Annotated in this window: 23 protein-coding genes; 8 read left to right on the top strand and 15 right to left on the bottom strand. The window is 53.4% G+C overall.

Translation table 11 applies throughout. The features are described 5' to 3' along the window. Nucleotides 1-37 precede the first annotated feature (37 nt). Nucleotides 38-559: a Crp/Fnr family transcriptional regulator gene (locus WHR59_RS23105; RefSeq protein ID WP_043018891.1), complete on the bottom strand. Its 522-nt coding sequence runs from the start codon at nt 557-559 to the stop codon at nt 38-40. A gap of 129 nt (nt 560-688) precedes the next feature. On the opposite strand from WHR59_RS23105, the gene WHR59_RS23100 reads away from it, so the two are divergent. Beyond that, nucleotides 689-901, top strand: coding sequence for a DUF1471 domain-containing protein (locus tag WHR59_RS23100; protein ID WP_003825262.1), 213 nt, complete (start codon nt 689-691; stop codon nt 899-901). A 56-nt stretch (nt 902-957) separates the two neighbouring features. Here the strand turns inward: WHR59_RS23100 and WHR59_RS23095 are convergent, their stop codons facing one another. The 6 genes from WHR59_RS23095 to WHR59_RS23070 all read right to left on the bottom strand — a co-directional run bounded on the left by WHR59_RS23095 (nt 958) and on the right by WHR59_RS23070 (nt 6830). Next, nucleotides 958-2703: a putative frv operon regulatory protein gene (locus WHR59_RS23095; RefSeq protein ID WP_181634180.1), complete on the bottom strand. Its 1746-nt coding sequence runs from the start codon at nt 2701-2703 to the stop codon at nt 958-960. Further along, nucleotides 2703-3773, bottom strand: coding sequence for an aminopeptidase (locus tag WHR59_RS23090; RefSeq protein ID WP_100193808.1), 1071 nt, complete (start codon nt 3771-3773; stop codon nt 2703-2705). The genes WHR59_RS23095 and WHR59_RS23090 overlap by 1 nt, the downstream gene beginning before the upstream one ends. Beyond that, nucleotides 3763-5208, bottom strand: a complete 1446-nt coding sequence (locus tag WHR59_RS23085) for a PTS fructose-like transporter subunit IIBC (RefSeq protein WP_075145407.1) — start codon at nt 5206-5208, stop codon at nt 3763-3765. Before WHR59_RS23085 ends, WHR59_RS23090 begins: the two co-directional genes overlap by 11 nt. Nucleotides 5209-5218: 10 nt before the next feature. Then, nucleotides 5219-5665 carry a PTS fructose transporter subunit IIA gene (locus WHR59_RS23080; protein WP_193145776.1) on the bottom strand — a complete coding sequence of 149 codons (447 nt, stop codon included), beginning with the start codon at nt 5663-5665 and terminating at the stop codon, nt 5219-5221. Between the two features lie 182 nt (nt 5666-5847). After that, nucleotides 5848-6171, bottom strand: coding sequence for an AzlD domain-containing protein (locus WHR59_RS23075; protein ID WP_100193810.1), 324 nt, complete (start codon nt 6169-6171; stop codon nt 5848-5850). Beyond that, a complete protein-coding gene (locus WHR59_RS23070; protein ID WP_043018896.1) occupies nt 6171-6830 on the bottom strand; it encodes an AzlC family ABC transporter permease in 660 nt (219 codons plus the stop codon). Before WHR59_RS23070 ends, WHR59_RS23075 begins: the two co-directional genes overlap by 1 nt. 101 nt (nt 6831-6931) lie before the next feature. Between WHR59_RS23070 and WHR59_RS23065 the strand changes: the two genes are divergently transcribed. Next, nucleotides 6932-7480: a helix-turn-helix domain-containing protein gene (locus WHR59_RS23065; protein ID WP_003825255.1), complete on the top strand. Its 549-nt coding sequence runs from the start codon at nt 6932-6934 to the stop codon at nt 7478-7480. Between the two features lie 84 nt (nt 7481-7564). Here the strand turns inward: WHR59_RS23065 and rhaM are convergent, their stop codons facing one another. From rhaM to rhaB, 5 genes are all read right to left on the bottom strand, one after another. Next, nucleotides 7565-7879, bottom strand: a complete 315-nt coding sequence (gene rhaM, locus WHR59_RS23060; RefSeq protein ID WP_043018897.1) for an L-rhamnose mutarotase — start codon at nt 7877-7879, stop codon at nt 7565-7567. Continuing rightward, a complete protein-coding gene (gene fucO, locus WHR59_RS23055; protein ID WP_043018898.1) occupies nt 7876-9024 on the bottom strand; it encodes a lactaldehyde reductase in 1149 nt (382 codons plus the stop codon). The genes rhaM and fucO overlap by 4 nt, the downstream gene beginning before the upstream one ends. A 74-nt stretch (nt 9025-9098) precedes the next feature. After that, complete coding sequence (gene rhaD, locus WHR59_RS23050) at nt 9099-9926, bottom strand: rhamnulose-1-phosphate aldolase (RefSeq protein WP_075145405.1); 828 nt, start codon at nt 9924-9926, stop codon at nt 9099-9101. Nucleotides 9927-10069: 143 nt separating this feature from the next. Further along, nucleotides 10070-11329 carry an L-rhamnose isomerase gene (gene rhaA, locus WHR59_RS23045; RefSeq protein WP_075145404.1) on the bottom strand — a complete coding sequence of 420 codons (1260 nt, stop codon included), beginning with the start codon at nt 11327-11329 and terminating at the stop codon, nt 10070-10072. Further along, the gene (gene rhaB / locus WHR59_RS23040) at nt 11326-12795 is read right to left on the bottom strand and encodes a rhamnulokinase (protein WP_338843484.1); all 1470 of its coding nucleotides are present in this window, start codon (nt 12793-12795) and stop codon (nt 11326-11328) included. Before rhaB ends, rhaA begins: the two co-directional genes overlap by 4 nt. Nucleotides 12796-13095: 300 nt before the next feature. Between rhaB and rhaS the strand changes: the two genes are divergently transcribed. Together rhaS and rhaR are read left to right on the top strand one after the other, a co-directional pair. Next, on the top strand, nt 13096-13944 hold the full coding sequence (rhaS, locus tag WHR59_RS23035; RefSeq protein ID WP_043018902.1) for an HTH-type transcriptional activator RhaS: 849 nt from the start codon (nt 13096-13098) through the stop codon (nt 13942-13944). Nucleotides 13945-14091: 147 nt separating this feature from the next. Further along, complete coding sequence (gene rhaR, locus WHR59_RS23030) at nt 14092-14940, top strand: HTH-type transcriptional activator RhaR (RefSeq protein ID WP_075145403.1); 849 nt, start codon at nt 14092-14094, stop codon at nt 14938-14940. Here rhaR and rhaT read toward each other — a convergent pair. Together rhaT and WHR59_RS23020 are read right to left on the bottom strand one after the other, a co-directional pair. Further along, nucleotides 14937-15971, bottom strand: coding sequence for an L-rhamnose/proton symporter RhaT (rhaT, locus tag WHR59_RS23025; protein WP_003028737.1), 1035 nt, complete (start codon nt 15969-15971; stop codon nt 14937-14939). The two genes, rhaR and rhaT, sit on opposite strands and share 4 nt — an antisense overlap. Before the next feature lie 203 nt (nt 15972-16174). Further along, the gene (locus WHR59_RS23020) at nt 16175-17596 is read right to left on the bottom strand and encodes an L-fucose/L-arabinose isomerase family protein (RefSeq protein WP_338843483.1); all 1422 of its coding nucleotides are present in this window, start codon (nt 17594-17596) and stop codon (nt 16175-16177) included. A gap of 255 nt (nt 17597-17851) precedes the next feature. Between WHR59_RS23020 and sodA the strand changes: the two genes are divergently transcribed. Next, a complete protein-coding gene (gene sodA / locus WHR59_RS23015; RefSeq protein WP_043018905.1) occupies nt 17852-18472 on the top strand; it encodes a superoxide dismutase [Mn] in 621 nt (206 codons plus the stop codon). A 236-nt stretch (nt 18473-18708) separates the two neighbouring features. Continuing rightward, a complete protein-coding gene (kdgT, locus tag WHR59_RS23010; RefSeq protein ID WP_043018906.1) occupies nt 18709-19692 on the top strand; it encodes a 2-keto-3-deoxygluconate transporter in 984 nt (327 codons plus the stop codon). A 41-nt stretch (nt 19693-19733) separates the two neighbouring features. On the opposite strand, the gene WHR59_RS23005 is transcribed toward kdgT, so the two are convergent. After that, the gene (locus WHR59_RS23005; protein ID WP_193145782.1) at nt 19734-20630 is read right to left on the bottom strand and encodes a dihydrodipicolinate synthase family protein; all 897 of its coding nucleotides are present in this window, start codon (nt 20628-20630) and stop codon (nt 19734-19736) included. Between the two features lie 152 nt (nt 20631-20782). On the opposite strand from WHR59_RS23005, the gene yiiM reads away from it, so the two are divergent. Both yiiM and WHR59_RS22995 read left to right on the top strand, forming a co-directional pair. Beyond that, a complete protein-coding gene (gene yiiM / locus WHR59_RS23000; protein WP_043018908.1) occupies nt 20783-21457 on the top strand; it encodes a 6-hydroxyaminopurine reductase in 675 nt (224 codons plus the stop codon). A gap of 225 nt (nt 21458-21682) precedes the next feature. Continuing rightward, complete coding sequence (locus tag WHR59_RS22995; protein WP_047407429.1) at nt 21683-22387, top strand: GntR family transcriptional regulator; 705 nt, start codon at nt 21683-21685, stop codon at nt 22385-22387. Nucleotides 22388-22390 lie beyond the last annotated feature (3 nt).

Genomic DNA, 22390 nt, shown 5'->3' with positions numbered 1-22390 from the left:
AGTGACGGGACAATAATCGACGCATCAACGTAAGGCGTTAACCTTTGTTAAGACGCTGGCGAATACGAGACAGGCTAACGGGAGTAATGCCGATATAGTTGGCGAGATCGCGCTGAGTGAGCTGCGACTCCCAGTCCGGGAAGTGTGTTTGTACGTACTGGTAGCGTTGCTCTGGGGTATTGAGCAGCAGCATTTGTTCTTTTTTCTCTTTATAGATCAACTGCTGGACCAGTAGCTGGGTCCTAATATCCTGATTTTCCGGCGCATCCAGCAACGCCAGCGGTATTTCACTGGTTTCGCCAGCGGCGATCATTTGCAGACTGTAATCAGCAGGCGTGTTGGTTAGCCAGTTCAGGTACAAAAAGCAGTATTCCCCGGCAAAGTAGAACTCTTTAACCCTTTCAACGCCACTGTCTGCGTGATACACCGCACGTGCAACGCCATGATGTAAAAGATGAATTTTACTTTGCGGTTCACCCTGACGCAGTAACCAACTTCCCGCCGGTTGCGTTTTTCTTCGGCTGCCTGCAAGCCATTGTGATTCCCGATTATGTGACATCTTATCTCTCAAATAATTTGAATGAGACTGGCAAATCATTCCGCTTTTAGTTGTTCGATTATCAGCCTATTATTTATCACATCAAGGCACGGTGCCTTACTCAAACAACTTAGTTAAAGGGTTTATATCATGAAAAGCATCAAAACTTTTGTCGCAGTTATCGCTCTGGCTACTTCTTTCGGTTCTTTCGCTGCTCAGACCGTTACCGCAACCGGTTCTACGCTGGAAAGCGCTGAAGCAAAAATTGCCGCTCAGGCTGAACGTGCAGGCGCCAGCGATTATAAAATCACTCAGGCTTACACCGGCAACCGCGTGCACATGACCGCAGAACTGCTGAAATAAGATACCTTAGTACTGTCGAAAGAGCGCCCTTGAGGCGCTTTTTTCATTTCTGATATTTACTGCCTGAGCAATGCAATAAACGCTTCATATCCGGTCAATCCCGCAATAGTATCAGCCTGATGGCTGCTCAGTACGCTGGATAAATAACTGAAGATTTTTAGTTCATGCCGCGCCTCAGCGGCGGCACAGGCGATCAGGACATGACTGACCGGTTCGTTATTCACCAAAATGGGCTGCGCGAGGGTGATAAAGAAACCGCGGAAACGACGCTCCTGTTCGCTCCAGCAATGAGGAATCGCCAGGCGATTCACTATCAGGTTTTCACCTTCATGCTCCCGGGCGCAAATGCGTAGCGCTTCGTCCTCAGTGATATGGCCCTGAGCCACAAGCTGGCCGCAGATCCGACCGATGATACTCTGCCAGCTTTCGGCCTTCATATTGGCGTAATGGAAGCAGCCCTGCTGTAAAAAGAAACGTTCGGGCTGCTGGCGGATAAAGGCCGTCGCAAGAAAGTGTTTGATCTGCTCGGTACCCGCTGCGGTGATAATATTCTTGATAGTTAATGTATTTTTTAGAGATTCATCAAGCAGATAGTGACTATTGTTGACGATTAACAGCGGGGTGATTTCTTCGCTGATGGCGCTGACTTCACTTGTATTTCGCGCAATGATCACCCGACAATTCAGGACATCCCGCTCAATAGCCTGTTGGTTGATGGTGGCGATAGCATTCTGGTCGGATAATAAAATGACCGGCTGACGCTCGTTTTGATGCCGCTCCAGCGCACAGGCGAAGTAAAGCCCGATGAGATCGCTATCGAACAGCGGGATATCCAGTTTTTCGCGCAACAGGGCGATAAAACGCAAACTCAAATCGAAAGCGGCAGGCCAGGTAGACTTCAGGTTATGCATACTGCTCTGGCGATGCTCCGGTACCCAAACCGGGGCAGAGACGCATCTCAGCAGGTGGCCGGTAATATTTTCAACCAGTTGGGCATCGATAACGTTCAACGCGGCAATGCCGGGAACGCTTTTTAACAAGCAGGTCACCGCATCGGCCGAGATGGTCATTGCCTGACGTTGCCTGATTTCCAGAAGACCGATCAGGGTTCTGAAAGCGTTTTCGCCCAGGTAGACTCCTCCTTGTTCCACCGCATTTTTCAGTGATATATACCGACACTCCGGCCACGATCCGGTGAGCTGATTACGCAGGGCGTAGACTGCCAGCACCAGACTTGCCAGGTACTCTCCCGAGATGAACGGGAATTCATCAAGTTTTTCACATGCAGTGTTGAGCCTGTCGATGTTGTCTCGGGTAATACCTGGCAGTGGAATTAAGAGTGGATCTTTTTTAAGCAGATTTGCCAGCAGGATTATGCGCTTTTCTTCTGGTTCATCAATGAAATGACCGACTCCCGGGCGGCTGGCAAGACAAAAGGCGCGCTCATAGCGCTGTTTCAAACGCGGGAGACGATCGGCCACCCAGGTTTCAGGTAAATTGAGTGCTGAAGCCAGCTGTACGCGGGGTGTAAAGGTATTAAGCAGAAGAAAGGCCAGCAACCGGTCATCATTATCATGGCGTTGCAGAAGCTGAAAATAACCGCGTCTGTCGACAATTTCCAACTGATATCCTGCACTACCACCGGGCTGAATGCGGGCCTTACCGCTGAGGGTAAAGTTGAGGTAATCAATATCACGCAGGATGGTTCTGCCCGACACGCCAGTTTGCCGCGCCAGCTCGCCCAGCGAACACGGCTGCTGTTCGAGGTGATCGACAATCTTTAACTGGCGTTCTGATAGCATTAACTCTCCTGGCGAAAATCAGTGAACGCGCAGATCTTTTCGGCCGTCAGCGAGGTGAGCAGTTCGCGCACCAGGGTAAACAGCGCGTTGTAATCCGATGCGGAAATCATGCCGCTGTTGGCGTGGAGATAACGTGTCGGCAGGCAGAGTGCCGCCACCGGACGACCCCCTCCCATAACGTTATAGCGTCCGCCGTCCGTCGCCCCGCTTTTCATACTACAGAACTGCAATGACGCACCGCTGCTTTCTGCACACTCTTTTAATGTGGCGACCAGTTGTTGATTCGGGAAATAGCGCTTATCGAACAGCATCAGACCAGGACCCTCACCAAGCTTGAGCGGGTATTTGATGGCGTCGATTCCGGGCACATCGCCCGCAACTGCGGTATCCAGCACGATCACCACGTCGGGCTTGATATGCTCGGCCGAGGTTTGCGCTCCGCGCAGCCCCACCTCTTCTTCCACGCTGCCCACGCCGTACAGGGTAATGTCGGGGTTATCGACGGTTTGTAAAAGCTCAGCCATCAGGGCGCAGCCGACGCGGTTATCCAGCGCTTTACCGACGATCTTATCTTCGCCCCAGCGAGCGAAATTGGCTTCCGGGCTAATGAAGTCACCGATCGCAATCCCGTTTTTTTCTACTTCTTCGTGGCTGTTAGCACCAATATCGATAAACATCTCGTCAAAGGTCAGCGGCTGCTGTTTCTGCTTTTCCGTCAAAGCATGCGGCGCCACGGAGCCGATGATGCCAGGGATTTTAACGCCTTTACGGGTACGGATAGAGACCCGATGATTGAGCATCGACTGGCTCCACCAACCACCAATGGTGGTGAAGCGCAAAAATCCGCTCTCGTCGATATGCGTGACCATAAAGCCGACTTCATCCATATGGCCGACAACCGCCACCTTCGGCCCGCGGTTGCCTTTGCGGGCGACAAAGCTACCGAGGCCGTCGAAGGTGATTTCATCGACGCTGGATTCCAGCGCGTTAATGAGAAGAGTACGAACTTCCTGTTCATCGCCGCTGACGGCGCTGGCTTCGCATAGCTGCTGAAGTAACTCAATGTTCATGGGCAAGCTCCTGCTGCGCGGCTTTACGTTTCAGCCACAACCCTTTCAGGATGATAATTAACGAAATGTTCAGTGCCAGACCGATAGCCAGCACCAGGTAAAATGATCCCACCGGAGACATCAGGCCAATCAGCGGATCAAAGATACCTAAACCCGGCGCGAGGCGTTTGATTCCAAAGGCGATAACCAGCATGCCGGTAATGCCACCGGAGAGCGTATTGGCGGTAATCATCGGCAGCGGCGCGGCCAGTGCGTAGGGGATGGCCGGCTCGGTGGCGACGGTGGCGCCGACGACAATCGCACTGCTGGCGGCGGCCTTCTCCTGTTGGGTAAACAGTTTGGGCGCTAAATAGGTAGCGATTCCCGCCGCGACGGGCGGCATCAGCGCCACCACACCGACGATGGCGTACCAGTCATAGATATGTTTTTCCAGCAGCGAGAAGCAGAAGAACCAGGCCGTTTTATTGATTGGCCCGCCCATATCAAACGCCAGCATCGCACCAACGAGGAAGGCCGCGCCCATTTTCATGGATGGCGGAATGGTGTTCAGGAAGTGCAGCAGACCGCCCATGATGTCGGACATCACCGGGCCGATGACGTAGTAAGTCAGTACGCCGAACACCAGTAAAGTGACAAACGGGATCAGCATAGAACCAAGCAGTGGCTGTAGCGCTTTGCCGAGGCGAACCTTGCGAAACCACAGGACAAAGTAGCCAATTGCCAGCCCGAGTACGACCGCGCCGAGAAATCCTGCGCCGGACTGCGTACCCAGCAGGCCTTTATCGTTCGCCAGATAACACACCAGAAATGCTGGGGCAAAAGCGGGTTTATCGGCAATCGACCAGGCAATATATGCCCCCATAATCGGGATCATAAAGGTAAAGCCCAGATAGCCGATCGATTCAACAATCCAGGTGAACGACGGCGCGCCTTTCGACATATCGGTATAGGGCAAACCGAACTGTACCAGCATATTGGCGATGGCGACCAGAATACCGCCGCCGATAACAAACGGCAGCGCGGCGGAAACGCCCGCCATCAGGTGGCTCATTACGCTACCGTGCTGGACCTCCTGTTTTCCCAGCTTCACGCTGCTATCGGCGGCGAAAAGTTGGGAATGCGTCGGTAACTGCGTAAAAATCAGGTCGATATTTTTTAGCGCCTGGGAAATGGCGATTTCATAGACTTTTTTCCCGGCAAAACGCGCCCGGTCTTCGCCGCTCAGGCCGCGACCGGTGGCCAGAATGACATAATCGGCTGCGGCAATCTCTTCATTGCTCAGGCGGTTTTCGACGCCGCTTGAGCCCTGGGTTTCGACTTTAATCGTGTGGCCGAGCGAGCGCGCTTTTTGCTCCAGCGCCTCTGCCACCATATAAGTGTGGGCGATCCCCGCCGGACAGTTGGTGATCGCCACTAAACGTAAGGATGACTCCATAGCCGCTTCCTTATGAGGTTAAAGTCTGATTGAGCAGAGCGAGCACCCGATCGGCGTCGCCTTGTTTCAGCTGGTTGATGAAATCCTGATGAATGATTTTGCGGCACAGGGTGCCGATAATTTTGACCTGATCATCCTCACCGGTTTGTGGCACGCCGAGGCAGATCCAGCAGTTGACGTCCTCGCCGTCGCTGGCTTTCCAGTCCACGTTTTCTGATTTGCGCGCGAACAACACAAAGGGCTGCCTGATGCAGGCGCTCTTACCGTGCGGGACGGCAATACCCGAGCCAAAGCCGGTGGAATGCAGCTTTTCGCGCAGCAATAGCGTTTGCAGGAAAGTGCTGCGATCGGAGACATAGCCATTCTGAAACGCCATATCTGCCAATTGCTTGAGGATGGCATACACGCTATTCCCCTGAATATTCAGGTCAATGCAGTTAGCTGTAAGGGTTGTCATGTGGGGGGCTCCGTTAAAACTATTTGATTTGATTCTAACGGCGAGATGGCGAAGAGATGAGCGGCAATATGTCAGCGTGGAGTGACAATTTGGGGCCGAGTTAACGCGTGGTTTTGTGGGGTAAAACACACAACGCTACAGGCGATTACCCTGATGAATATTTCGCCAGGGTAATTATTTTTTTAGTGCATTCCCGCCATCCTTAACAACGCGGTCACCACCGCGGCGGCAACAATCACCACGATTAGCGGCAGCTTGCGCCAGGCGAGAAATACCGCGAAGCCAACCCCAAGAACCCGCGCCATACCGGCAAAATGTTCGCCTTCGTAAAAGGTGGTCGCCAGCGCCACGGAGAACAGTAATACCGTTGCGGCGTCGGAAAGCAGCGCCTGCGAGCGTTCTGAGAATGCTAAACGGCTCCCAAGCTTCGCTCCTCCTAAACGCATTAAATAGGTTCCCAGAGATAAGATGGCGATACCGACGATAAACAGCGTCATGTTACCCATTATTTTTTCCTCGTCAGTAAGCCGAACAGTGAAAGCAGAACTGGCAAACCGACCGGCGCAAAGGGAATGGCGGCAAGCGACAGCCCGGCGCCGCTACAGGCGCGAATCAGCGTGGTGCGGTTTTTGAATGCCGGGACGACCAAAGCCAGCAGAATGGCAGGGAAGACGGCATCCAGGCCGATGGTTTCCGGTGCGGGGAGCAGTTTGCCGACGCCCGCGCCGATCAGTGTACCAACAGGCCAGAAAATCGCGACGCCCAGACCGCACAGCCAGTAGGCGGCTTTACGTTGTTCGGGCGTTTTTTGCGACAGGCCAAAAACCACGCTTTCGTCGTTCATGATATGGCAGCCGAGGAAACTGGCGGCCCGATTGCCCACCAGATCGCGCACCGTGACGCCAAACGGCACGTGTCGGGCGTTGACCAGTAAACCGGCAGCCGCAGCCGCCAGTGGGTTACCACCGCTGGCGACGATGCCGATAAACATAAACTCGGACGCCCCCGCCAGTACCGTAATAGAGAGTACAAACGGTACCCACAGCGGGAAGCCGTAAGCCATCGCCAGCGAGCCGTACGACATGCCGACAACGCCGACAGCCAGACAGACGAGAAATATTGCTTTCAGCGTGTCGCCTTTGAGACTGGAAAAATAATGTTTCATACCGTTTTAGCCATATCGAACGAATTTCCATTATAATGAACGGGAGCAGTTAACTTTACAAGTCGAACGATTCGTTCGATATAAAAAACATGGAGTCGTGAATGACCCAGCCCATCAGTATGATCGCGAAAAGCCTGGTGCGTGAACGTCAGCGCACCGGTTTGTCGCTGGCGGAGATTGCCCGTCGTGCGGGGATTGCAAAATCGACGCTCTCACAGTTGGAAGCGGGCAATGGCAATCCTAGCCTGGAAACGCTCTGGTCGCTGTGTGTGGCGTTGGACATTCCCTTTGCGCGCCTGCTGGAGCCGCAGGAGCAAAAAACGCAGGTGATTCGCCGTGGCGAAGGGACAAAAGTCGTGGCGGAACAGGCCCACTATCAGGCCATTTTACTGGCCGCCTGCCCACCGGGCGCGCGGCGGGATATTTATCTGTTGCTGACGCAGCCGGGCGCGGATCGTATTTCACAGCCGCATCCGCCGGGATCGGTTGAACATATCATCGTGACGCAGGGCAAGGCGATGGTGGGGTTGACGGAAGCGCCGGAAGAGTTAGGTGAGGGCGACTACATTTGTTACCCCGCCGATCGGGCGCATATCTTTAAAGCACTGGAGCCTGACACCCAGGCGATTCTGGTTTCTGAGCAGAATTGAAATTGCCGGATGGCGCTATCGCTTATCCGGCCTACAAAAAATAAAACCGTGTGCCCGGTAAGCTTGCACCACCGGGCACACGACTTACTGCAGATAGAACACCTCTTTCAGCTCTGCGCTAACCGGGCTGTTGTCCGGGTTTGCCGGCATTACGTCACGCATATGCTTCCACCAACGCTGGCAAACGTCGGTGCTGGCGACAGCGTCCCAGCGCGCTTCGGACTCAATCTCGACGGTGGCGAACAGCAGATTGCGCTCCCGATCGAGATAAATCGCGTAGTGATGGGCGCCGTGTTCTTTCAGCACCGCTTCCAGTTCTGGCCAGATGGGATTGTGCCGACGTTGATATTCAACGTGCGCGTCGGCATTTACCTGCATCACAAAGGCCTTGCGGATCATAACGCCTCCAGATACAGCTCGCGGACCTCGTCGCGGCTGGCGGTACGCGGGTTGCACGGCGCACACGGATCGGCCAATGCTTTGTCCAGCCAGCCTTCAATATCTTCTTTGGTCACGCCAAGGGAGCTAAAGCCCGCAGGAATACCGACACGCTTGCTGAGTGCTCGAATCGCCTTGATGGCCTCCATGCTTGCCGCTTCATCGCTCATGCCACGGGTATCGACGCCCATTGCCTGCGCCACGCGGGCAAAGCGCGCCACCGCGTTTGGGCGGTTAAAGTTTTCGATTACCGGCAGCAGGATGGCGTTGCAGACGCCGTGCGGCAGATTGTGGGTTGCACCCGGCTGATGAGCCAGCGCATGCACCAGACCCAGACCGGCGCTGTTAAATGCCATACCCGCCAGATACTGACCAAACGCCATTTGCTCGCGGGCTTCGAGGTTATGGCCCTCGTCGACCGCTTTTGGTAGCCACAGATTGATCAGGCGAATCGCTTCCAGCGCGTTGGCATCGGTAAGCGGATGCGCACCAACGGAAACATAGGCTTCCACCGCGTGGGTCAGGGCGTCCATGCCGGTTGCAGCGGTGACGGAGGCCGGGATTTCCAGCATGACACTGGCATCATCCACGGCGATATCCGGGATGATATTCGGGTCGATGATCACCTCTTTGACCTTGCGCGCAGAGTCGATAATAACCGCGTTGCTGGTCATTTCTGCTGCCGTACCGGCAGTGGTGTTGATGGCGACCAGCGGTACGCCCGCATTTTTCACTTTGCCCACGCCGGAGTAAGCGGTAGAAGGGCCTGGGTTGGCGGTCAGGATCTTCACCGCTTTAGCGGTATCGATCGGGCTGCCGCCGCCGAAAGCGATAATGTAGTCACATTCTGCGCCCTGATATGCTGCAAAACCCTGCTGCACCAGCTCCTCTGTCGGGTTCGGGAACACCTCATCAAACAGGTGGTAAGACATTTGATGTTCATCCAGCGCGGCAAACAGGCTGTCCAGCAGGCCCAGCTTCACCAGTTGACCATCGGTGACGATCAGCGCTTTGCCCCATTGTTTATTCGCCACGAGATCCACCATATCGGCAATCGCGCCGGCGCCATGCAGGCTAATTTTTGGCAGTGCCAACATAAAGCTCATCACTATTCTCCTTAACAATAAAATCCTGTAGGCCGGATAAAGTGAAGCCGCATCCGGCGTTGGGTTGGGAGGTATCAGTACAGCTCTACGGCGCTTGCCAGCGGCGTCACGCCAAAACGTTTGCCAAGGGCTATCAGTTCTTCGCGCGTGATGGTCTGCTTCATACCGCCCATCGAATAGATTTTGACCAGAACCTCGGCGGATTTCTCTGCGGTATCGATCAAACCGAACGCCTCGTCGAGGGTAGGTCCGCTGCCGAACACGCCGTGGAACGGCCACAGTACCAGCGAGTGTTTCTGCATTTCCTCGGCTGTCGCCTGGCCGATTTCATCCGTACCCGGCACCATCCACGGCAGAATGCCGACGCCATCCGGGAATACCACCAGGCACTCGGTGCTGCCTTCCCACAGTTTGCGGGTAATCAGCGCGGTGTTGTTTTCCAGCACGTAGGTCAGGGCGATCAGGTTGGTGGCGTGGCAGTGCATGATCACGCGGTCTTTGCCGTTCGTCGCTTTAATACGTTCGCAGTGGGAGAGGAAGTGAGCTGGCAGTTCAGAGGTTGGTACGGCCTCGTGGGTCAGGCCCCACAGGATATGGTAGCCCGCGCCGTCGCTGTCTACTTTCACCACGCCCAAATTTGCCGCGGGATCGAGCTGAACGTTACGGAAAAATTTGCCGGAACCGGTGACGATAAACGGCGTGTTCGCCAGCAATGGCATTGGCTGACTTAGCGCGATATAGCGTGGTTCTTCATGGAAATCGGCGCTAAACGGTGCAATGTCTGCCTCATCCAGACGCAGCGTCAGGTTGCCGCCGTTACGCTCGTCCCAGCCTTTCAGCCACGCATCAGAAGTGGCTTTGATCATCCCCTGGACGAACCAGGAAGTAGTAATGTTTTGCATCTTCGGTGTTCCTGTTTATTGCCCGAACGTTATCGGGTCTTACGATTGCCGGATAAGCGAAGCGCCATCCGGCAATCGTGTTTCATTCATTGCCGGATGGCGACGCGGGGCGTCTTCTCCGGCCTACAAGTCTGGCGTCACGGTTAGCTACGTTTGCTCAAAATCTCTTTTTCATAGGCGCGCACGCTTTCCAGCCACTGGCTACCCGCTGGCGTGTCGTGGCGCTGGCAATACATCTCCCAGACGGCCTGCCACGGCAGTGATTTTTGCTCTTCCAGCAGGGCCAGGCGTGCGGTGTAGTCGCCGCTGGCTTCAAGCTGACGCAGTTGTTCGGTCGGTTCTAACAGCGCGCGCAGCAGCGCTTTTTTCATATTGCGAGTGCCAATCACCCACGCGGCGATGCGGTTAATGGAAGCGTCGAAGAAGTCGAGGCCAATGTGTACGCGGTCGAACAGGTTGTGGCGGACGATCTCGCTGGCAATTGCCTGAGTTTCATCATCCAGCAGCACAACATGATCGCTGTCCCAACGCACCGGACGGCTGACGTGTAGCAGCAGGCGCGGTACGTACAGCATGGCGGCGGAGATTTTGTCGGAAATTACTTCGGTCGGATGGAAGTGACCCGCATCCAGGCATAGCGCGGTTTGACGGCTGGTGGCGTAACCCATATAGAACTCGTTGGAGCCCACGGTGTAGCTTTCAGCGCCGATGCCAAACAGTTTGCTCTCAACGGCATCGATATGGTGCGTCGGGTTGAGTTTCTCGCTGATCACCTCGTCCAGTGCTTCCAGCAGGCGCTGGCGCGGCGCTAAACGGTCAACGGTGATGTCTTTCATGCCATCCGGGATCCAGATGTTCATCACCGACGGTGTACCCAACTGCTCGCCAAAATACGCCGAGACGCGACGGCTGGCTTTGCAGTGATCAATCCAGAACTGGCGAATGGTGTCATCGGCGTGGGCCAGCGTGAAGCCGTCAGCGCTCAGCGGGTGAGAGAAGCAGGACGGATTGAAATCCAGCCCTAACTGGTTCGCTTTCGCCCACTCAACCCAGTTTTTGAAGTGTTCGGGTTTGATTTGGTCGCGGGCGACCGGCGTATCCGATTCCAGATAGATCGCGTGCAAATTCAGGCGTTTTGGTCCCGGAATCAGGCTTAGCGCTTGCTCCAGATCGGCCCGCAGTTCGGTGGCGTTACGCGCTTTGCCCGGATAGTTGCCGGTAGCCTGAATACCGCCGGTGAGCGAGCCTTCCGGATTCTCGAAACCGGCGACATCATCGCCCTGCCAGCAGTGCATGGAGACCGGCAGACGATCGAGCTGGCGCAATGCCGCCTCGACATCAATGCCTACCGCGGCGAAACGCAGTTTTGCCAGTTCCCAGGCTTGTTCAAGTTGAGTGGTCATGCGCAAAGCTCCTTTGTCTGTCGTAGTGATTGAAACTGCGCCTGGTAGCGGGCAATTTCACTTTCAGGATTTGGAATAAAGGTGGTCAGGTCGTAGTTGGCGCGTACTACCTGACGGAAATCATCGACGTTGTTAAGCTCGTCCAGCGTCATCAACTGGATGCCGATATTGCCGAGCGTGGAGGCCTCAATCGGGCCGGACATAACGCGAATCCCGCAGGCATCCGCGCACAGCTGGTTCAGTAAGACGTTCTGGCAGCCGCCACCGACGATGTGCAGTTGGCTAAACGCTGCGCCTCGCAGCTGCGCCAGTTCTTGCAGAATATCGGCGTATAGCAACGCCAGACTGTCGAAGATACAGCGCGCCAGTTCGGCGTTTTGCAGGGGAACGGGTTGGCCCGATTCACGACAGGCTGCCTGAATTTCGGCACTCATATCGTCGGGATTGATAAAGCGATCGTCGTTCGGGTTTATCAGGAACTGGCAGGCCGGCAGCGCTTGCGTTTCGGCGATAAGCGTTGGCAGATCGGTAATCTTGCGCTCTTTTAAAACGCGCTGGAGCAGCCATAACCCCATAATATTTTTCAGTACGCGGTAGCGCCCTTCCGCGCCCCCTTCGTTGGTGATGTTCGCCGCCAGCGCCGCATCGTTGGTATACGGTGTTCTGCTCTCAAAACCCATCAGCGACCAGGTACCGGAAGAAAGATACGCGCTGTTTTTGTCGGCCAACGGCGAAGCAATTACCGCACTGGCGGTGTCGTGACTGGCGACGGCCACGACCGGAATGCGATTTTTCTGTAGGCAAATCCAGTGGCCAATTACGTTCCCCGGGTGCGTCGGGCGACCAAACCAGGCTTTGTCTGCCCCGGTCCACGCCAGCAGCGTGTCATCCCAGTCGTCGGTGTTGATATTGACGAGCTGCGTAGTGGTGGCGTTGGTGTATTCCCAGTTCATTTCACCGGTCAGGCGAAAGCTGAAGTAATCGGGGATCAGCAGGGCATGAGCCACCTGCGGGAGCAGTTCTGGCTGCTGTTCAACCAGTGCACGCAGCTGATACAACGTGTTAAAGGGCAGAAACTGAATGCCGCTGCGGCGATAAATTTCACCTTTACCCGGCTGCGTCATCGCCTGCGCCATAATGCCGGCTGTACGGCTGTCACGGTAAGAGACCGGCAGACCAACACGCTGACCAGCGTTATCGATCAGGACGTAATCTACGCCCCAGGTATCAATGCCGATGCTGTCTATCCGAATGCCTTCATCACAGACTTTTTTCAGGCCAAGACGAATGTCATTTTCCAGGCTGTCGATGTCCCAGGTATCAAAACCGTCAGTTTTTTGCAGACAGTTAATGAAGCGGTGGATTTCACGCAGCGTCAGGGTGCGGTGTTCACTGTCGTAACGCGCCAGCATTACGCGCCCACTGGATGCGCCGAGATCGACAGCGACACAATGGCGAAAAGTCATAGCGAGGTCCTTCTGAGTTTTATTGCACTCAGTCTAAGAACCCCTGATAAAGCGTACCTTCTTGACAGTGACAGCCCCAATTAGCGGCTGGCAACACGGCAAAGGTGAACGTGATGTTGTTCACAGTTTCCGCTAATAGCGCGGATTTTGGCGGATGTGACGCCTTCCGCATTTCCCGATCTTTCCCGCCATTTCTTGAAGAATTAACCGTGTTTACGCACTTTGGCGTCAAAAATTTAAGGTGAGGGTAGTAACCCTTAATTACTATTCAGCCATATTCGTTAATCAGGGGGAGCCGTCATGACCGTACTGCATTGCGTGGATTTTTTTCCGACAGGTAAAGCGCCAGTGGCTATTGAACCACGCCTTCCTCAACCCGCATTTCCTGAGCATCATCATGATTTTCATGAAATTGTAGTGGTCGAGCATGGCACGGGGATCCATGTGTTTAACGGACAGCCTTACACCATTAGCGGCGGGACGGTGTGTTTCGTCCGCGATCATGACAGGCATTTATATGAACATACTGACAATCTGTGCCTGACCAACGTTCTGTATCGCTCTCCGGATGCGTTTCAATTTCTGGCTGGGCTGAATCAGCTTTTGCCTCAGGAACAAAATGGGCAGTATCCCTCCCACTGGCGCGTAAACCAGGGCGTACTGCAGCAGGTTCGTCACCTGGTGGGGCAGATGGAGGCGCTCGGCGAGGGGATGGATACGCCGACGGCGGCAAATCGCGAGATCCTGTTTATGCAGTTACTGGTGCTGCTGCGTAAAAGCAGCCTGATGGAAGCGGCCACTGATAACGACGCGCGGCTTAATCTTCTGATGGCGTGGCTGGAAGATAATTTTGCCGACGAGGTGTGTTGGGAGGCGCTGGCCGAGAAGTTTTCGCTCTCTTTACGCACTTTGCACCGCCAGCTTAAACAGCAGACAGGACTAACGCCGCAGCGCTACCTTAACCGTCTGCGGCTTATTAAAGCCAGGCATCTGCTTCGTCACAGTGATGACAGCGTGACAGATATCGCTTATCTCTGCGGTTTCGGCGACAGTAACCACTTTTCGACGCTTTTCCGCCGTGAGTTCGAGTGGTCACCGCGCGATATTCGTCAGGGGCGCGACCTTATTGCGGGAAGCAGCCTTCAGTAACGCGAAAGCTATCAACGTTTTTTACCGCCGAATCTCAGATAATCATGTCCCTCAACGCCGGATGGCGGCTACGCCTTATCCGGCCTACGTGTCACGTAATCTGTAGGTCGGATAAGGCGTAGCCGCCATCCGACAGGGAATATTGTGATGGCGAATCAGCTAATCCTTCTGAAATCAGACTTTTTTGCGCATGAAAAGCAGGCGGTCGCCGTGGCCGATCGTTATCCGCAGGATGTCTTTGCTGAACATACTCATGAGTTTTGCGAACTGGTACTGGTCTGGCGCGGCAATGGGTTACATGTTCTCAACGAACGTCCGTACCGGATAACCCGTGGCGATCTGTTTTACATTCGCGCCGAAGATAAACACTCCTACACTTCCGTTAACGACCTGGTGTTACAAAATATCATCTACTGCCCGGAACGATTGACGCTGAATGTTGACTGGCAAGGGGCGATCCCCGGCTTTAACGGTACGCCGCGGCAGCCGCACTGGCGTCTCGGTAGCGTTGGTATGACCCAGGCCCGGCAGGTGATAAGCCAGCTTGAGCATGAAAGTAATCAGCGTGATGCGCAGGCTTTTACCATGGCGGAACTGCTGTTCGGGCAACTGGTGACGCTCCTTAAACGCCATCGTTACGCCACAGATACGCTCCCGGCGACATCGAGTGAAACGCTGTTGGACAAACTGATCACCGCGTTAGCCGGTAGCCATGAGCATGCGTTCGAACTGGATAAGTTTTGCGAGCGTGAACGGTGCAGCGAGCGCGTTTTGCGCCAGCAGTTTCGCAGTCAGACCGGGATGACCATCAACCAGTATCTGCGCCAGGTGCGGGTCTGCCATGCTCAGTATCTGCTCAAGCATAGCCGGTTGATGATTAGTGAGATTTCTATGCGCTGCGGCTTTGAGGACAGTAACTACTTTTCGGTGGTGTTCACGCGCGAAACCGGGATGACGCCGAGCCAGTGGCGTCATCTCAGCACTCAACATAATTAGCTGGCCATTCCCAGACCCACAATGTTTGCCGCGACAATGATCACCACGCAACCAAGGCTTAGCACGCTGACCGGCCGGCGTCCTGCATTGCTCCACTCTTTCATGATCAGGCCCACGATGCCACCGCACAGGACGTAGAAGCTCATGTGCAGCATCCAGCTCATGTAGTCATATTGCGCCGGAATTTTTGCATGGCCCCACGCGTAAAAGAAGAACTGGAGATACCACATCAGACCAGCAAGCGCCGAGAACAGGATGTTGCTGATAATCAGCGGTTTGGCTAACGAGAAGTCGGCTTTTACTGACAGGTTTTTCATTTTTGCCAGACGAATGAAGCAGTATCCCAGATTGATCACCGCACCGCCGCCCATGATGACGACGTAGCTGGGCAGGGCGACATACAGCGGATCGATACCGAGCGCAGCAGCGGCTTCGTGCATGGGTTTAGCCGCATCCATCGCAAAGGACATCCCTGCGGAGAAAAAGCCGCACATCACCGCCAGTATCAGACCTTTTTTCAAATTGAACTCTTCGGCTTTGATGCCCATCTTGCGCTCTTTTAACTGTCCGGCGCGGGTAACAATCGCCACACCGATCAGGGCGACCAGCACACCGAGCAGGGTCATACGCCCACCAGGTGTGCCGATGAGCACGTCAAATTTACCGGCAATGATTGGCGTCATTAAGGTGCCAACAATCAGCGTAATACCGATAGCGATCCCGATCCCCATCGACATCCCGAGGTAGCGCATGGTCAGACCATAGTTGATGTTACCAATCCCCCACATGGCACCGAACAAAAATACCGGTAGCAGTGTGGACGCGCTGAATGAACTGTAATAGGTCCAGAAGTCCGGCAGCAGGATCGCGCTGACGAGCCAGGGAAGGATCAGCCATGAAACAAAACCACCAATGGACCACATGGTTTCCCAGGACCAGTGTTGTACCTTTTTAAAGGGGGCATAGAAACAAGCGGCACTAGCGGCACCGATAAGATGCCATATTATCCCCATCGTAATTGCGTTACCCATTCTGTTTCCTTTTGAATTATCGATTTGGCAGGATGAAAATCACCCGTTTTGATGTTCAAAAGTCTAAAGAGTGAGCAATGAATTAACCTTCAGCATGCTGCCGCGTGATGAGTAATGCTGGCAAAATTCAGGGGATGAAAGGGATGTTGATCACAAATGCGGCTCCGCCCCTCTTTTTTTGAGAAGGGCGGAAATATCGAGGATTAGCAGATTCTTACTGCCTGAATACCCAGTAGCCAGGCGAGTTTTTCCAGCACCTCACCATGATGCCCCAGGCCAATGCTGCAATGATGAGCGGGGCCGCCCATGCACCACTGCGTGGTGAACTCGCGAGCCGATAATGGGAAGCGATAGCGGCTGTTGGTGTTGCCGATATCCAGGACTTCACCTGCCACCGCTTCACCTTCGGCATACTGTAAACGCACCCCATTTTCAGCATCTTCAATTACCGAAAGAAAGGTTACCGGGCCAGCTTTCACGGTCATCTGAATAGACACACCTTTACCGGGTTTGCCATGATAAACCGGCAACGGCACCAGATTTACCGGACCATCCGCCATCAACGGGTGTGCCGGACCATCATGTCCCCATAAAACAACATCATCGGTAAATTCAATACCATAGGGTTCTGAAAATGATCCGCCAGCGCCCAGAAGTTGCTGAATTTTCATCGCCAGCACATTTTTGATTTCATATTCTCCCGCTACGGGAATACCACGGTGGGTGAGCAGCGTGTTGCCGAGAATAATTGAGGTGATGATGTTCTCGTAAGCGTTACCGTTACGACCTTCATAGTAATAAGCGAGTGCACCGAGTTTATTCTGGGCAATCAGTTTATCCATGGCGCAGGCAGTGGTGATTGCCCGGCCAAGCTCTGCAGGTTCGCATGTCGCATCCAACTGAAGCACACGATGCATTTCCTGTTGTTTGGTGTTGAAGTCTGCCTCGCTGACCTGTTCGCGATATTCCGCCAGCTCACACATCTCCAGTGGCTTAAAGCGGACGCCCATTTTGGCGGACAAATTCGTCATATTGCTGTAAACGTCCACCATGCCGTCATAATAGTGTCCGAGGACGCCGACCTGGCAACTTGCCAGCATTTGACAAGCGTTAAGGGCTTGCAGCCACTGCGAAGTTTGTTGCCAGACGTACTCATCGCCCTGTAATGCACCAACGATCAATTGAAAGCGGATATTCGCACGGTTAAACACGTTTGCCAGTTCGGGGGCGCTGCAGGCCTGACAGTGCGCCAGCCACTCTCCAGTTCGCCCGCCCCGATCGGGGATTTGACGGATAGTTGAATAGGGCAGCCCTGGCTCTGGCTGTAGGGCCAGAATAATGACCGGTTTATTGATACTCTGCACAAGGGGTAGCACCGTTGAGCTGAGCGCGTAGGTGCTGATGTAAAGGCAGACTGCATCGACTGGTTGTTGCTGCAACCGTTTGATAAGGGCATCGGCTTTATCGACGTTATCAATCAGGCCGCCATTAATGACGGTGGCTTGTTGCGCCGTCAGACGCTCATCAATTGTTTGCAGGTAGCCCTGAAGACGTGATTCCAGGCCTGTAAACTGGGGCCAGTATGTGTCGAGACCGATACCGAAAAGGGCGATATTGACAGACATAGCAAGATTTCCTTGTGAGATAATTCGCAAACTATCTCGTGCTTTATCTCCCATGTCCTTCATGTCGCTGCCTGTTTTCTACCCAGGTTGGCAAAATTCGCCTGATTTTCCTAATGATGCTCACACTTTTACCGCATAATAACCATGTAAAGAGTACGGCATTGATAATCATTTTCAATATCATTTAATTAACTATAATGACCCAACTGCTTACGCGGCGTTAACACTGGCCGCCCGACAATACTGGAGATGATTATGAGTTATACACTGCCATCCCTGCCGTACGCTTATGATGCCCTTGAACCGCACTTCGATAAGCAGACGATGGAAATCCACCATACCAAACACCACCAGGCTTACGTAAACAACGCGAACGCTGCGCTGGAGAGCCTGCCTGAATTCGCTAGCCTGTCTGCTGAAGAACTGATCGCTAAACTGGATCAACTGCCAGCAGACAAGAAAACCGTTCTGCGCAATAACGCGGGCGGCCACGCTAACCACAGCCTGTTCTGGAAAGGTCTGAAAACCGGTACTACGCTGCAGGGCGATCTGAAAGCGGCTATCGAACGTGACTTCGGTTCCGTCGACAACTTCAAAGCTGAATTTGAAAAAGCTGCGGCAACCCGTTTTGGCTCCGGCTGGGCGTGGCTGGTTCTGAAAGGTGACAAGCTGGCTGTTGTTTCCACCGCTAACCAGGATTCCCCGCTGATGGGTGAAGCTATCTCTGGCGCTTCCGGCTTCCCGATCGTGGGCCTGGACGTTTGGGAACACGCTTACTACCTGAAATTCCAGAACCGTCGCCCGGACTACATCAAAGAGTTCTGGAACGTGGTGAACTGGGACGAAGCTGCCGCGCGTTTCGCAGCGAAAAAATAAGTTCTACGCATTAACGAAACCCCTACAGGCGATGCTTGTGGGGGTTTTTTTGTGATCAAACTCAATATAAAAACGATGATCCACTTAAATTGAAACAAGGTTTTATTATGCGAGTGGGATCACTTTTATAGTCTCTATGAATGTCTATCTTCTTTCCATCAAGACGGGCGCATCTCAAAAGCAAGATGCAATCGCCCATAAAAATTGCCCCATTTTTATGTCTACAGGTGATGGAAATGCAGATCAAACGAACGATAGAGAAAATCCCAGGCGGTATGATGCTGGTGCCGCTTTTCCTGGGCGCGTTGTGTCACACCTTTTCCCCCGGCGCCGGGAAATATTTCGGCTCCTTTACCAACGGTATGATCACCGGTACGGTACCTATCCTGGCAGTCTGGTTCTTTTGCATGGGGGCGTCGATTAAGCTAAGCGCTACCGGCACCGTGCTACGTAAATCAGGCACGTTGGTCATCACCAAGATTCTGGTGGCATGGGTGGTCGCGGCGATTGCTTCACGTATTCTGCCGGAACATGGTGTGGAGGTCGGATTCTTCGCCGGGCTGTCTACGCTGGCGCTGGTGGCCGCTATGGATATGACCAACGGCGGGCTGTATGCCTCGATTATGCAGCAGTACGGCACCAAAGAAGAGGCCGGAGCGTTTGTCCTGATGTCGCTGGAGTCTGGCCCGCTGATGACGATGGTGATTTTGGGAACCGCCGGGATCGCGTCGTTTGAACCGCACGTGTTTGTGGGGGCTGTATTACCGTTTCTGATTGGCTTTGCGTTGGGGAATCTGGACCCCGAGTTGCGCGAGTTCTTCAGCAAAGCGGTGCAGACGCTGATCCCTTTCTTTGCTTTCGCATTGGGTAACACCATTGATTTAAGCGTGATTGCGCAAACCGGAGTACTGGGTATTCTGCTGGGTGTCGCGGTGATTATCATCACCGGTATTCCCTTGATTATCGCCGATAAACTGATTGGTGGCGGTGATGGTACGGCGGGGATTGCGGCCTCCAGCTCAGCGGGTGCGGCGGTCGCCACGCCGGTGCTGATTGCGGAAATGGTTCCGGCATTTAAACCGATGGCGCCAGCAGCGACTTCCCTCGTTGCCACGTCAGTGATTGTGACCTCCATTCTGGTGCCGATTATCACGTCTATCTGGTCGAAAAGAGTTAAAGCCAGGGCGGCGGAAATTGATATTCGTGGTACCGTGAAATAAATCTCTTAAGCCGGATGGTCTGCGCCATCCGGCTTAACGAGTTAACCTTCTACGATAAATACTTCATCAATTGTCCGACATTCGCTCTCGTTCAACTCTCCGCCAGCATTACGTGACACGCCGGTGCAATAGCCAAACTTACGCGATACCACGGTTTTGATGGTGGTGACAAAATCTTCGCCAATGGCGTAGATGGACATGTAGGTGCCAATTTGGTCCTGAATATCGCGAAGCGCTGCCAGGTCGCCCTGCTTAAACGCTTCCCGCGCGCTGACAAACAGTTCCGGCATGACGTTGTTTAATCCTGAAATAATCCCCGCACCGCCTGCCAGCAGGTTAGGAATGTAGTATTCGTCATAGCCGGACAGCACGGCAAAATCCTCACGCACGGCGCGGGTAGTCTGAATCATACTGCGGGTATGGGACTGACAGTCGACGGTATCTTTAATGCCTGCGAAGTTGGGAAATTCATCGACGAGGGTGGCAACCAGTTCGGGGGTTAAATCGCAGCCGGTACGTGCCGGAAAGTTATAGGCAAACCATTTACCGCTGAGTTTCTGTCCCAACTGACGGAAGTAGCTCAGCAGCTGTTTTGCCGTTTGCCCATAGTAGTAAGGTGGGAGGATCATCACAGCGTCGTAACCGGCGCGATACGCTTCCTGCGCCATCAACAGCACATCATTCTGGCAGGTGGATGAGACGTTGGCGACCATCTTCAGCGAGCTCATGGCGCGGGCTTCGCGGATCAGCACTAGCCTTTCTTCGAGCGTAAAGGAGGCAAATTCCCCGATGCTGCCCATCAGCAAAATCACGTCGATTTTGGCCTCGGTTAGGCGTTTGAGATGTTGGCTCAGACCGTTAAGATCGATCCTGCCGTCATTGTCCATTGGCGTAATGGAAGGACACCAGACGCCCGCAAATTGCGATTGACCAGTCACGTTGTCGACTCCTTATTTGAAATGATGTTTCAAAACCAGCTTACATTGATAGCATGTGTCCCTAACTTTCATGTGAACCGTGCTCTCATTTTGAGCGACTGGGGTAAAATAAATGTGGTGTAATGGGGGAAATTTATCGGGAGAGGGAACAGATGCGATATCCGGTCGATGTTTTTACTGGCAAGGTTCGGGACTACACGGGAAGCCGTCCCAGCGCGATTGCTAAAGTCCAGGTTGACGGTGAGTTGATGCTGACCGAACTGGGGTTGACGGGTGATGAGCAGGCGGAAACAAAAATTCACGGCGGGCCGGATCGCGCGCTGTGCCATTATCCGCGTGAACACTATCAGCACTGGAGACAAGAGTTTCCGGAGCAGGCGGAGCTATTTGTCGCCCCCGCGTTTGGCGAGAATCTCTCTACTGAGGGGCTAACGGAAGAGAATGTTTTTATTGGCGACATTTTCCAGTGGGGAGATGCGCTGATTCAGGTCACGCAGCCGCGCTCGCCGTGCTTTAAGCTGAATTTCCATTTTGGCATCAGCGACATGGCCAGCCAGATGCAGGATGCAGGCAAGACAGGCTGGCTGTGCAGCGTCATCGCTCCCGGTCAGGTGTCGGCAGACGCGCCGTTGATCCTGGCATCACGCGTCAGCGACGTCAGCGTACGGGAGGCGATTGCCATTGCCTGGCATATGCCGTTTGATGACTCGCAATATCATCGTTTACTGTCGGCTGCCGGGTTATCCAAAAGTTGGACCAGAACGATGCAAAAACGTCGTTTAAGCGGCAAGATCGAAGACAATTCCCGCCGTTTGTGGGGAAAATAAACCCACCTCTATCTTGCAATTAAATCAGGTGGCAACACCTGATTTACTCTCTCATGCTCGTTATCTCTGCGTACTGAAGCGGGTAAAAACCTGCCTGTCACAACACGCTTTCTGCCCATTCTTGATACCTGGTCCACAAAAAGAAACTCTGCGTTGAAAAAAAACTTGAGTATTTCCGGCACTCAAATATCTTAGCTTCAAATTGGTTTAAACCAGATGGGCGAGATGAAAAAGAAAAACAATGTTGATGTGCTCAGAGAGCGCTTTGAAAGCTGGTTAAACGAAAATAATTTGCCAGCAGGATCCAAATTGCCCTCGGAAAGAGAGTTATGCGAGTTGCTGGATGCGAAGCGCATGACCTTACGTCAGGTTCTGATTGAGCTTGAGATCGATGCGCGTATTTTCCGCAAGAACCGCAGTGGTTGGTTTATTTCATCGAAACGATTTATTTATAACCCCAAATCACTTTCCAGTTTCAATGCCGAAGCCTGTGCTCAGGGGCGTAAACCTTTTTGGGATTATTTAACCAAAGAAACCATTGAGACGGTCCCGCATCATGTTGATGATGTTTTTCTCTCCACTGGTGAGCGCTATTTAGTTACCGGCTGGTGTGGTCTTGATTCACATAAAGTGTTTTACCATGAGTCCTACATTGATGCTGATGTTGCACCAGGATTCATAAACAAACTGGGCAATCAATCTTTTTCCAGCGTCTGGGAAGATGCGTTTGGTCATATTTTAAATATCAAAGAAATGATTTTTAAACCGGTAAATATGCCAGAAGTGGCGTGCAAAGAACTGGGCGTTGCGCCTAATACGTATGGAATTTTAGTAGAAAAACATCGGGCTACCCGAGATAAAAAAGTGGTTCAGGTTGATTTTGAATACTGGCGACTTGAATCAGTGGAACTTGTTATTCGTGATGAATGAGAA

This window comes from Citrobacter europaeus (assembly GCF_037482245.1).
GTDB classification, from domain to species: Bacteria; Pseudomonadota; Gammaproteobacteria; order Enterobacterales; family Enterobacteriaceae; genus Citrobacter; species Citrobacter europaeus.
This window is presented reverse-complemented; position numbering and strand designations above follow the sequence as displayed.